Raw genomic sequence first — 12,949 nt, 5'->3', positions numbered from 1 at the left:
AAAACGAGCAGTTGCCCGCCCGGCCGCTTAGCCCGCGCGGCGCTTCTCGTCCTCGGCCCCGCCGCTGCGCCGGCGCGCGGGCGCCAGCTTGTCGTTGCCGAAACGGTAGGAAAAGGCCAGCGTCACCACCCGGAAATCGCCGCGCTGGTAGAAGCGCTCCACGTAGTTGTCGTAGGTCGAAACGGCGTGCAGGGCGCCGGTGTAGAAGATGTCGGTGGCGTTGAGCTTGAGGTAGGCCTTGCGGTCGAACAGGCTTTTCTGGATGCCCAGCGACACCTGGCCCAGCGGGCTCGAATTGAAAAACGACGACAGCTCGCGCGACTGGTAGTTGCCGTTCAGCTCGGCGCTCCAGCCCTTGCCGAAGCTGAAGGTGCTGTTGCTGCTCAGCGTGAAGGCCGGCCGGGCGTTGCGCGCGCCAAGGGTGGTGCCGGCCAGCGTGCCCACGTAGCGGCTGTAGTAGGCCACGGCGTTGTTGTACACGCTCCACCACTTTGCAATTTCGACGGGCGCCGTGAGCGTGAGGGCCGCGTAGTGCAGTTGGTCGAGGTTTTGGGAGGTGCTTACCACCGTGCGGCTGGTGGCGTTTTCGGGCTGCACCGTGCCCACAATGGGGTTGGTGGTGTGGCTGTAGCTCAGGCCGGCGCTGTATTTCTTGTGAAAAGTGTGCGTCAGCTCCACGTTGTAGCTGGTTTGGGGCAGCAGGTTGGGGTTGCCGGCGCCGTAGGTGGTGGCGTCGATGTAGGCCCGGAACGGGTTGAGCTGGCTGTAGCTGGGCCGGTCGATGCGGCGGCTGAGCGACAGGGCGGTTTCCTGGTTTTCGCTGAAGGTGTGCTTGAGCGCCGCGCTCGGAAACAACTGCCAGTAGTTGCGGCTGAAGCCCGGCTCCACGCCTTCCTGAATAACGTCCTGCCGTCCTTCGGCCTTGGTTTGCTCGCCACGCAGGCCGGCTTGCAGCGTCCACTTCGGTAGGGTGCGGGTGAAGTTGACATAAGCGGCGTTGATGTTCTCGTCGTAGCGGAAACGGTTCGAGCGGTTGGGGTCGCGCACCAGGGTGTTGAGGTCGCGGGCCTGGGTAGCGGGGTTCTGAAACGGCACCAGAAACAGCACGTCGTTGTCGGAATGCACCAGACTGGATTTGCCGCCCAGCTCCATGCGCGTGGTTTTGCTCAGCGGCCGGGCGTAGTCGGCCTTGATGGATTGGATGCTGAGGTCGCCGGTCACGTCGCCGTTCAGGCGGTCAAACAGCTCGGTGCCCCGGTCAAAGTAGGTATTGAAATACTGCTGCCGGCTACTGCTGTAGTGGGCGTAGTCGGCATCGGCGGTCAGCTCACGGCTGCCCAGGCTGTCCTCGAAGGTGTGTTTCAGGTTGAGGTTGGCGGCGTAATTCGGGAAGGTGGCCACCCGGTCGTTGGTCGAGTTGTAGGGGCGCAAGAGCTGGCCCTGCGCGTCGCGCGGCTCGGTGTAGTTGGTGCCGTTTTGGGTGTTGCGGGCCTGCAGGCCGTTCACGGTGGCGCCCACCACGGTGCGCTCGGTGAGGTTGTAATCAAGCCCCAGTTTGTAGCTGTGCGACTCCGTAATGCCGTGTCCGTAATTCTCTTGGTCGGTGCTGCCGATGAAGTTTTGGCTGCCGCCTGCCGTCGTAAAAAAGTCCCGATGGATGGTCAGTGCGCCATAATTTCCGCGGTTGGCGTAGTTGTAGGAGCCGAAGGTATTGGCCTTTTTGGTGCGGTGGTTCAGGCTGAGGCCGGTGGCAAACTTGCCGTAGCGGCCCTGGCCGAAGCTGGCATTCGCGGTGCCGTTGGTGCCCAGGCGCTGGTCTTTTTTGAGGTTGATGGCGATGACGCCGGCGCTGCCCTGGGCGTCGTATTTGGCCGGCGGGTTGGTGATGAGCTCAATGCTCTTGAGCTGGTCGGCGGGCAGGGCGCGCAGGTAGTCGGCCAGCTCGGTGCCGGTCATCGGCTGGCGCTTGCCGTCGATGAGCACCAACAGGCCCTGGCGGCCGCGCAGGGCCAGGTTGTCGTTGGCGTCCACGGTCACGCCCGGCGAGCGGGCCAGCACGTCCAGCGACGTGTTGCCGGCGGCCAGCGTCGAGCCCTCCACGTTGACCACGGTGCGGTCGGCCAGACGCTCGTAGGTAGGCTTTTTGGCCACTACGGTTACTTCTTTCAGGGCCGTGGCGGTGCTGGTTTGCAGCATCAGTGGAGGCAGCGTCAGCGTTTCGCCAGCCGCCAGCGTCACCGGCACCCAGCCGCGCACAAATCCCACCTGCGCCGCCGAAACCAGGTATTTGCCGGCAACAGCCTGCTCAAAGCGAAACACGCCCTTTTCGTCGCTGAACTCCGATTTCACCACCACCGAATCGGTGGTGCGGTGCAGCGTCACGGTGGCAAATTCGATGGGCGCGCCTGCTGCCGTTTGCACCTGGCCGCTCAGGATGCCGCGCTGTTGCGCCTGCCCACGGTGCGCCAGCATCAGGAGCAACAAGGTGGCGAGGTGATGCCAGCCGAATAATCGGCGGTAAGTGCGGGGGCATGCGTTGAAGCCGGGTATCCCGCTGTGGTGAAAGCTGGGCGCAGTATTCTGCGGACTTGATATCGGCAGTGCTGAAAAAGATGTGTCCATTTTTGTGCAGAAAAAAAGGTGTGTGAAGTAGGGTAGTCTAAGGAGTGTACCAATAGAATTATTTGTTGTAATTCAATGATTTATGCGAATTGTTTTGCTGAGCTTCTCTGCGCTTATGCTGTCCGGATTTGGACAATTGTTCGGAGGCGAATAAGCCCTGGAATCTTGCTGAGACTCGGCAGCGCGGTTGCCTGACTGATATGGCCATTCATCGCTTTGCCCAATTGAATTGAAAGTCGCCACTGCCGCGCAAGGGTTGCGAAGCCCCCTGCTTTTTGGCACGGCATGCAGCGGTTGGAACTGCCTGCGCGGCCCTCACCGAAGAGTACAGGAAGGTTCGGGCTGACACCGACGAGTTCTTGCGGGCGCTTTCATCCATTCCCACCGCGCCCCGTGGCAGTTTCGGTTAAGTTTCGTCTGGTTTTGTGGCTGGTCCTGCTGGGGCCGGGCGCGGCCGGGCGCGCGGCGGGGCAGGTGCTGCGGCGCGCCATACCGGACAAGCTCGTCGTCCTCACCTTCGACGACGCGGCCGTGAGCCACGCCACCTACGTGGCCCCACTGCTGAAGAAATACGGTTTCGGCGGCACGTTTTTCGTGTGCGAATTCCGCGAGCCGCCGTTCGCCGACAAAACCAAATACATGACCTGGGCTCAGATTCAGGGCCTGCACCGGCTGGGGTTTGAGGTGGCCAGCCACACGCTCACGCACCAACACGTCAACAAGCTGAGCCGCCCGCAACTGGGCGCCGAGCTGGATTCCATCGAGGCGCGCTGCCGCACTTGGGGCATTCCCCGGCCCACCACCTTCGCCTACCCCGGCTACGACACCCACCCCACCGCCGCGGCGCTGCTGCCCGAGCGCGGCTACCTGTTTGCCCGCGCCGGCGGCGGCCGGGCCTACGACCCTGCCACCGACCACCCCATGCTGCTGCCTAGCTTCAGCATCGCGGGCACCGATACGGCCAAAGTATTCGACGCCGTCCGGCAGGCGCACGACGGCCGCATTGTGATTCTGACCGTGCACGGCGTGCCCGACGTGGCCCACGATTGGGTGACGACCCCGCCCGCGCTGTTTGAGCAGTACCTGGGCTACCTGCGCGCCCACCGCTACAAAGTCATCGCCCTGCGCGACCTGGCCCGCTACGTGAACGTGCCCGAAGCCTTGCGCACCCTGCCGCCGCACTACGAAAACCTGAAATAACCGCTGTCCTCCATCCTCCCAAATCCCACCCCATGAAAACCAACCGCTACCTGCCTCTCGCGGGCGGCCTGCTGCTGAGCTTCGGCAGCCACGCCCAAACCAAACTCGTCACGGGTTCGCAGAAACCCATGCCCGCCGCCGAGTGGATTGACGCCGATACTGGCCACAAAGTGGTGCGCCTCACCCAACAAGACGGCGACAACGCCAGCTTCTACTTCCACAACAACCCGTTTGTGAAAGGCAAGGGCAACGAGGATTTGATGGTGATTTACCACACCGATGACCGGGGCAAGCAACTGCGCCTCGTCAACCTGAAAACCCGCCAGACAGAGCCGCTGACGCGCTATTTCAAGCAGGTGAAGGGCGAGATTGTGGGGCGTAAGCGCCGCGAGGTGTTCTACCAGGTGCAGGACACCGTGTACGCCACCAGCGTGGACAGCAAAAAGACCCGGCGCGTGTTTGTGTTTCCGGCTGATTTCAAGGCCGATATTACTTCGCTGAACGCCGACGAAACCCAGTTGGGCGGCGCGTTGGGCTCGGATGCGGAAAAGGAGATTTACCGCCAGTACCCGGCCAAGAGCGACTACTTCAACCGCATCTACGACGCCAAGCTGCCGCGCACGCTCTTCACCGTGAGCACCGATGGCAAGGGCAAGGTTGATAAGCTGTTCACGGACAATGCCTGGCTGAACCACGTGCAGTTTTCGCCGACTGACCCCGATTTACTGATGTTTTGCCACGAAGGCCCCTGGCACAAGGTCGACCGCATCTGGCACATCAACATCAAAACCAAGGCCGTGAAGCTGGTGCACAAGCGCACGGTGGATGGTGAAATCGCGGGCCACGAGTTTTTCAGCTCCGATGGCAAGACCATCTGGTTCGACATGCAGAAGCCGCGCAGCGTGACCTTCTACCTGGGCGGCACCGACGTGAAAACCGGCCAGGAGCGCGCCTACCAGATGGAGCGCAACGACTGGTCCATCCACTTCAACGTTTCGCCCGACCAGAAGCTCTTCGCCGGCGACGGCGGCGACGCCGGCCAGGTAGCCAAAGCCCCCGATGGCATGTGGATTAACCTGTTCCGCCCCGAGGGCGACAAGTTCCGCACCGAGCGGCTGGTGAACATGAAAGCCCACGGCTACAAGCTGGAGCCCAACATCCACTTCTCGCCCGATGGCAAATGGATTGTTTTCCGAGCCAACTTTGAAGGCCACGAGCAGGTGTACGCCGTGGAGGTCGACAAAAAGGCTTCGTAGCTGCGGCCAATCTGAAGTAAATAGAACGTCATGCTGAGCGCAGCCGAAGCATCTCTACCTCAATACGAATCTCAATAAAGCGGTAGAGATGCTTCGGCTGCGCTCAGCATGACGGACCAAATAATATGACGTTCAAATCAATGCCCTTAAAAACCACCCTCGCCGCCTGCCTGTCCGTCGCCCTGCTACTCGCGCAGCCCGCCGCCGCGCAGAAGCTGCCCAAGAAAAAGGCTGTGCTCAAAAGCATGACCCTCACCAACAACTACTTCATGGCGAAGTGGCCGGACACGGGCAAGGAAATCGTGACCAACAAAACCCGCCCCAGCCACATCTGGACGCGCGCCGTGTACTACGAAGGCCTAATGGCCCTCTACCAAACCGACAAGCAGAAGCGCTACTACGACTACGCCGTGGACTGGGGCCAGAAGCACCAGTGGGGCATCCGCAACGGCGTGACTGACCGCAACGCCGACAACCAGTGCGCCGGCCAGACCTACCTGGAGCTCTACCAGATTGACCCGAAGCCCGAGCGCCTGCACGACATCAAAATGGCCGTCGACAACATGGTGGCCAGCGAGAAAGCGGACGACTGGAACTGGATTGACGCCCTGCAAATGGCCATGCCGGTGTTTGCCAAGCTGGGCGTGATTACGAAGGATAATGCGTACTACGAGAAGATGTACGCCATTTACAGCTACTCAAAAACCCGCGAGGGCGGCAACGGCCTCTACAACCCGCAGGACAAGTTGTGGTGGCGCGACAAGGATTTCGTGCCCCCGTACAAGGAGCCCAACGGCGAAGACTGCTACTGGAGCCGCGGCAACGGCTGGGTGGTGGCCGCCATGGTGCGCGTGCTGGACGTGATGCCCAAAGACGCCCCCCACCGCGCCGAATACGAGCAGATGTACCTGAACATGATGCAGGCCCTGCCGCCCCTGCAGCGCCCCGACGGCTTCTGGAACGTGAGCCTGCACGACGCCGGCCACTTCGGCGGCAAGGAAATGACGGGCACGGCCCTTTTCACCTACGGTATGGCTTGGGGTCTCAACCACGGCCTGCTCGACCGCAAGCAGTACGAGCCCATCATCGCCAAAGCCTGGCAGGGCATGGTGAAGGACTGCATCCACAAAGACGGTTTTCTGGGCTACGTGCAGGGCACCGGTAAGGAGCCCAAAGACAGCCAGCCCGTGAGCTACACCAACAAACCCGACTTCGAGGACTACGGCCTGGGCTGCTTCCTGCTGGCCGGGAGTGAAGTGTATAAGTTGAAATAGCGTCATTCTGGCGGGGCGCCTCACCCCCCGGCCCCCTCTCCTCAGGGAGAGAGGGAGTTAGCTGACTTTTTAAGAGATTTGAAAATTGTGCACTGCACCGTCGTCAGGCACTCCCTCTCCCTGAGGAGAGGGGGCCGGGGGGTGAGGCGCCCCGCCAGAACAACCCCCATGAAACGCTCCCTCGCCCTTCTTCTCTTCGCCTCACTCAGCGCCCAGGCGCAGGCGCAGGCCCCCAAATGGCCCGCCATCACCCAGCAAACCAAGCCCTGGACGCGCTGGTGGTGGGAGGGCAGCGCCGTGAACAAAGCCGACCTTACCCACCTGCTGACGGAGTACCAGAAAGCTGGCCTCGGCGGCATGGAAATTACCACGATTTATGGCGTGAAAGGGGCCGAAAGCCAGTTCATTGACTTCCTCTCGCCGAAGTGGATGGACATGCTCTCGCACACGCTCACCGAGGCCAACCGATTGGGCCTGGGCATCGACATGGCGCAGGCTTCGGGTTGGCCCTTTGGCGGGCCCTGGGTGACGCCGGCCGACGCCTCGAAGTACATTACTTACAAAACCTTTGAGGTGAAGGGCGGCGCCAGCCTGGCCGAGCCGGTTACGTTCATGCAGAAGCCGATTGCCACGGCCATTGGGCACCGGGTCGATATCAAGCAACTGGCCGACCCCGTGGCCAGCAACAAAAACCTGCAAACCCTGGCCCTGGAACAGGTGCGCTACGAGAAGCTTATCCCGCTCCAAGCCTTGATTGCCTATTCTGACAAAGGCGCCACCGAAGACCTCACCGCCAAAGTCGACCCCAAGGGCAAGCTGACCTGGACGGCCCCGGCCGGCTCGACCTGGACGCTGTATGCCCTCTTTCAAGGCGGGCACGGCAAGCAGGTGGAGCGCGCCGGTCCCGGCGGCGAAGGCGACGTGATTGACCACCTTTCGAAGACGGCGACGGACCACTACCTGGCCTATTTCGACAAGGCGTTCAAAGGTCACGACGTGAAGCCGATTCGGGCGTTTTTCAACGATTCGTACGAAGTGGACGACGCCCAGGGCGAGGCCAACTGGACGCCGCTCATGTTCTCTGAATTCAGCCGGCGGCGCGGGTACGACTTGCGCCAGCACCTGCCCGCGCTGTTCGGCAAAGCCACCGAGGACGAAAACCAGCGCGTGCTCACCGACTACCGCGAAACCGTGTCGGAGCTGCTGCTCGAAAACTACACCAAAACCTGGGGCGCCTGGGCCAAAACCCACGACGCGCTGATTCGGAATCAGGCCCACGGCTCGCCGGCCAACATCCTGGATTTGTACGCCGCCACCGACATTCCCGAGACGGAAGGGGAGGACCTCACGCGCATCAAGTTCGCCTCGTCGGCTGCCCACGTCACGGGCAAGCCGCTGACTTCGGCCGAAACCGCCACCTGGGAGAATGACCATTTCCTGAGCAAGCTCTCGGACGTGAAAAAGGCCATCGACCGCATGCTGCTCGGCGGCGTCAACCACGTCTTTTACCACGGCACGGCCTACTCGCCGCAGGCCGCCAAGTGGCCCGGCTGGCTGTTCTACGCCGCCGTCGAGTTCAACCCCCAGAACCCTTTCTGGACGGATTTCGGCAAGCTGAACCAGTACACGGCCCGCTGCCAGAGCCTTCTGCAGGCCGGCCATCCCAGCAACGACGTGCTGCTCTACCTGCCGCAATCCGACGCCTACACGCGGCCCGGCAAGGTGCTGCTCCAGCATTTCGACGGCATCGAGCACGGCTTTAAAGGGCTACCGGTTGAGGCTACCAGCGAACTGCTGCTGGCCAAAGGCTACGGCTACGATTTTATTTCCGATAAGCAGGTGCAGCAGGTGAAAAACAGTGGCGCGGCCCTCGCCACCAGCGGCGGCGCCAGCTACCAGACGCTGCTCGTGCCCGACGCCCACCTCATGCCCCTGCTCACGATGGAAAACCTGCTGCGCCTGGCCCAGAACGGCGCCACCATCTTGTTCCAAAACCAGGCCCCCGCCGACGTGCCCGGCCTCGGCAACCTCGAAAATCGGCGTGTCAACTTCCAGAAGCTGCTGGCCCAACTCAAGTTTAAAGATGGCCAGGGCGGTGTGCGCCAGGCCACCGTGGGCAAGGGCCGCGTGCTGCTGGGCGCCGACGTGTCCCAGCTCCTGGCCCAGGCCGGCGTGAAGCGCGAAACGCTGGTCGATAACGGCCTGCAGTTCATTCGCCGCGGCCATGCGGGCGGCCACACCTACTTCCTGGCCAACTGGGGCGAACGCGCCGTAGCCGCCTGGGTGCCGCTGGCCACGGCCGCCAAATCGGTGGCCCTCTACAACCCCATGACCGAGCAGACCGGTATGGCCACGCTGCGCACCTCCGCCCAGGGCCTGCCCGAAGTGTACGTGCAGCTGGCCCCCGGCGAAACCTGCCTCCTCGACACCAACGAAGCCGCCGCCACCGGCCCCGCGTACCCCTACCTCACCCTCGCTGCTACCCCCCAGGCCCTTTCGACACCCTGGGACCTGAGCTTCCTCTCGGGTGGCCCGGAGCTGCCGGCCAAGCAGCAAATAAAGGAGTTGGTCTCGTGGACGACGCTGGGCGAGGCGGGCAAGAAGTTCTCCGGCACGGCCACCTACACCACCACCTTCGCCCAGCCGCAGGGCACCGCCGACGGCTGGCTGCTCGACCTGGGCCGCGTGGCCCAGAGCGCCCGCGTGCAGCTCAACGGCCAGCCCGTGGCCACGCTGCTCGGCCCGTCATATCAGGTGTATTTGCCCAAGTACCAGCTCAAGGCCACCAACACCCTCACCGTGACGGTGAGCAACCTGATGGCCAACCGCATCGAGGACCTGGACCGCAACCACGTCGACTGGAAGATTTTTTATAACACCAACATGCCCGCTAAGCTCAAGGAAAACCGCGGCGCCGATGGCCTCTTCACCACCGAAAAGTGGGCGCCGCTGGAATCCGGTCTGCTCGGGCCCGTCACCCTCACCCCGGCGTCGGTAGGCGCGCCGGTTCAATAGATTCTAGTTGTCGGTTACTGGTTGTCAGTTGGCAGATTATTCTGGAACGGCACCCAATACCTGACAACTGACAACTGATAACCAGCAACTGACAACTAACAGATGGAAGAAATAGCCTTCACCATGAAGCTCAAGCCCGGCGTGGCCGCCGAGTACGAGCGCCGCCACGACGAAATCTGGCCCGAACTGTCGTCCCTGCTGCACGAGGCCGGCATCCGGGACTACTCTATTTACCTCGATGCCGCCAGCGGCACCTTGTTTGCGGTGCAGAAGCGCCTGCCCGGCCACACCACCGACGGGCTGCCCGGCACCGAAATCATGCAGCGCTGGTGGGCCTACATGGGCGATTTGATGGAAACCAACCCCGATAATTCGCCGGTGGTGCAGCCGCTGGCGCGGGTGTTTCACATGGATTGAAGCCTCGTCATAATCGGTGGGTGAGTGTATCCTCACAAGAATTTTCACCGGGCAGGAGGGTGCGGGAAGGTTCCGGCCTGGTTCGGTGACAGATTTGTACTGTGAGTTATTTACAACCTGACTGGCGCGCAGCAGGATGGAAAAAGATTGGGTGGGAGTCCTCTTTCATCCGTTTCTGCAGCGTGCCATGTCAGTGTTGTCACCTCAAGGCTTGGCGTGGCAATAGGTGCGCGCTGGCCCATCCACTACCGCAATTTGCGGCGATGCCTCCGATTTCGCGGGCCATCGGCCTGACATAATTTGGTTATAAAGTGAGTTTTAGTGAAACAACAAATGCCGAAGAGGCGGCCTCCAATGGGGGCCGCTTCTTTTTTGTCTATGATTTAAAACATAGTAAATAATATATATAATGTCGCATTTGTACAATGCAAGCTTTTATTATCACTACATCTTTGTTGAGCACCTAGGTCAATACCACTAGCTACCCAGAAGGCCCCCTCCGGCCCCACCGCCCAAACCAGCGCCACAACAGATGTCGTGCCGGTAATCTGCCTGATTTTCAGAAGTCTGTTCATTGCTGCGCTTCCCACGGGCCCGCCCCTGCGCGTGGCTCGGATGGACCTGCTGTGCCCCATTTTTTGGGACCGACGAACCGCACGCTCACGGTGTTGCGGCGCCCGCTGCGAAGCTACTAATCCCACTTTTTGCCTCTGTTCCATGAAACATGTGTTCTTTTTGCTCGTCAATTGCCGCCTGCAGGTACCTGTCGGTCAGATGTTGCCATCTGTAGCCCATAGGAGTTTCCTGACCGCGCGGTGCCGCTCGCTGGGCGTGTTGCTACTGATGGGGTTGTTGCTCTGGGCTGGCCCCGCCGCCGCTCAGATTGCAGCCACCTACCACGATGGCAACCCCAGCGACTGGGCCAATTTTACCACGGTGTACCCCATTCACGCTTACTCGTTGGATGTGGCCAATGCCAGCGGCAACGCCGATAACCAGTTCACGCAGGGCTCCAAGGACGGGAACCTGCTCACGGGCTGGCACTGGAGCAACGGCAGCGCCAACGCCAAGGGCGACATCACCAACGCCGGCGCGCTGCTGACGGGCACGAACAACACCATCATGCGCTTCTTCGGCGACCGCACTTCCGACAACGGCGATGCGTCCATTGGCTTTTGGTTTTTCACCACGCCAGTCAGCGTCAACGCTAATGGCGATTTCAATGGGGTGCACGCCAACGGCGACCTGTTGATACTGAGTGATTTCACCAGTGGTGGCACCACGCCCACCATCACCGTGTATCGCTGGAACAATGGCAGCCTGGTGCAGCTGCCCGCCAACAATGCGTTGTATGCGGCCAACGTAAACCACATTCAGTACCCCGTGCCGGCCGGCCTGACCTATACCGGCAGCGACGGCAACGTGAACTACGCGCCCAACCTGTTCTACGAGGGGGCCATCGACCTGGCCGGGATGGGCATTGGCGGGTGCTTCTCGTATTTCCTGGTCGAAACCCGCAACTCGCAGTCCATCACGGCCTCGTTGCAGGATTTTACTTCGGGCACCTTCAATGCGCTGCCACCCACGCCGGCCGCCACGGTGGTGCAGCCCACCTGCACCCTGGCCACCGGCACCGTGAACGTCACCGACCCGGTATCGGCCTACGTGTATACCCTGACCGGCACCAACCCTGTGCGGGCCGCGGTGAGCAATTCGACGGGCGTTTTCGCCGGTACGCTGCCGGGCGTTTATAGCCTGGTGGCGGCCCAGCGCACGTGCGTATCGGGCGTGCTGACGGTGACAGTGAACGCGCAGCCCCCCACGCCTACGGCGCCCACGCTGGGCAAAGTGGACCCAACCTGTACCCTGAGTACGGGCACCGTCACGGTGACTTCCGCCACCACCGGGCTCACCTTCAGCTTCGATGGCGGTACCTACGCGGCCTATCCGAGCGGTGGCTACACCGGCGCCGCCACCGGCACGCACACGGTAACCTCGAAAAATAGCGACGGCTGTATTTCGGACCCCGCTTCCATCGCCATTGGTGCCCAACCTCCCACGCCGTTGGCGCCTACGCTGGGCAAAGTGGACCCCACTTGTACCGTAAGCACGGGCACGGTCACGGTTACTTCGGCCACCACCGGGCTGCAGTTCAAACTCGATGGCGGGAGTTATGCGGCCTATCCCGTGGGAGGCTATACCGGCCTGGCCGCTGGCTCGCACACCATCACCTCCAAGAACGGCGATGGCTGCATTTCGGCGCCCGCTTCCATCACGCTCAATGCGCAACCGCCCACACCGTTGGCGCCCACACTGGGCAAAATCGACCCCACTTGCACGGTGAGTACGGGTACGGTCACCATCACCTCGGCCACTACTGGGCTCACGTTTAGCCTGGATGGAGGCACCTACGCCGCCTACCCGGCAGGCGGTTACCCCGGCCTGGCGGCGGGCCTGCACGCCATCACGGCCAAAAACAGCGACGGCTGCATTTCAGCCCCTGGCTCCATCACCATTAATGCGCAGCCCGCCACGCCCGCCCGGCCGGTGGTCACCATCCAGGAAGCTACTCTTTGCGGCACCCTCACGGCCCCGAAGCTGAGTGTGAGTTGCCCCCTCACGGGCTACAACTACGTGGTGACCCAAACCGGCGTAGCGGGCTCGCAGTCCACGGTGTATAGCGGCTCGGGGGCTTTGGAATTTACGCTGCAGGCCGGCAAGGGCTTCAGCATCACCACCACCAGCCCGGCGGGCAGCGGCGGGTGTACGTCGGCCGCTACCAACTGCACCAACTATACCACTAATACCTGCCCGGTGGCCCGCCTCATTGGTGCTCCCGAACCCCCAATTTCGGCCCCCTTGCTGAGAGACATCGAAACCCAGGCCTACCCCAACCCCACGGGCAACGACGCGACCATCAACTTCACGGTTTCCCAGCGCGGGCACGTCGTGCTGACGGTGTACAACGCCATGGGCACCCGCGTCACCACGCTCTTTGATGCTGATACCCAAGCCGGCGAAGCGCACTCCGTGGTGCTGAAAGGGGCTGGGTTGGCCACCGGCACTTATTACTACAAAGTGAGCGCCAACGGCCAAACCAAAACCAGCCGCGTGCTCCTGATTAAGTAGGACATACGCTGCTGCCGAATGCAAAATCCCCGTCCA

Annotated in this window: 7 protein-coding genes; 6 read left to right on the top strand and 1 reads right to left on the bottom strand. The window is 62.0% G+C overall.

Going from position 1 to position 12,949, the window contains the following annotated elements:
• Nucleotides 1-27: 27 nt before the first annotated feature.
• Complete coding sequence (locus Q4S41_RS09010) at nucleotides 28-2,472, bottom strand: TonB-dependent receptor domain-containing protein (RefSeq protein WP_305030783.1); 2,445 nt, start codon at nucleotides 2,470-2,472, stop codon at nucleotides 28-30.
• A 543-nt stretch (nucleotides 2,473-3,015) separates the two neighbouring features.
• Between Q4S41_RS09010 and Q4S41_RS09005 the strand changes: the two genes are divergently transcribed.
• From Q4S41_RS09005 to Q4S41_RS08980, 6 genes are all read left to right on the top strand, one after another.
• On the top strand, nucleotides 3,016-3,822 hold the full coding sequence (locus tag Q4S41_RS09005) for a polysaccharide deacetylase family protein (protein ID WP_305030782.1): 807 nt from the start codon (nucleotides 3,016-3,018) through the stop codon (nucleotides 3,820-3,822).
• A 32-nt stretch (nucleotides 3,823-3,854) separates the two neighbouring features.
• Nucleotides 3,855-5,078 carry an oligogalacturonate lyase family protein gene (locus tag Q4S41_RS09000; RefSeq protein ID WP_305030781.1) on the top strand — a complete coding sequence of 408 codons (1,224 nt, stop codon included), beginning with the start codon at nucleotides 3,855-3,857 and terminating at the stop codon, nucleotides 5,076-5,078.
• A 140-nt stretch (nucleotides 5,079-5,218) separates the two neighbouring features.
• Nucleotides 5,219-6,352, top strand: coding sequence for a glycoside hydrolase family 88/105 protein (locus tag Q4S41_RS08995; protein WP_305030780.1), 1,134 nt, complete (start codon nucleotides 5,219-5,221; stop codon nucleotides 6,350-6,352).
• 168 nt (nucleotides 6,353-6,520) lie between these two features.
• Complete coding sequence (locus tag Q4S41_RS08990; protein WP_305030779.1) at nucleotides 6,521-9,367, top strand: glycosyl hydrolase; 2,847 nt, start codon at nucleotides 6,521-6,523, stop codon at nucleotides 9,365-9,367.
• Between the two features lie 102 nt (nucleotides 9,368-9,469).
• On the top strand, nucleotides 9,470-9,784 hold the full coding sequence (gene rhaM / locus Q4S41_RS08985) for an L-rhamnose mutarotase (RefSeq protein ID WP_305030778.1): 315 nt from the start codon (nucleotides 9,470-9,472) through the stop codon (nucleotides 9,782-9,784).
• A 717-nt stretch (nucleotides 9,785-10,501) separates the two neighbouring features.
• Nucleotides 10,502-12,913 carry a T9SS type A sorting domain-containing protein gene (locus Q4S41_RS08980; protein ID WP_305030777.1) on the top strand — a complete coding sequence of 804 codons (2,412 nt, stop codon included), beginning with the start codon at nucleotides 10,502-10,504 and terminating at the stop codon, nucleotides 12,911-12,913.
• Nucleotides 12,914-12,949: the final 36 nt, after the last annotated feature.

Source organism: Hymenobacter convexus (assembly GCF_030580955.1).
Classification (GTDB): Bacteria; Bacteroidota; Bacteroidia; order Cytophagales; family Hymenobacteraceae; genus Hymenobacter.
The sequence above is the reverse complement of the archived record's forward strand: the minus strand, read 5'-3'. Positions and strand labels throughout refer to the sequence as shown.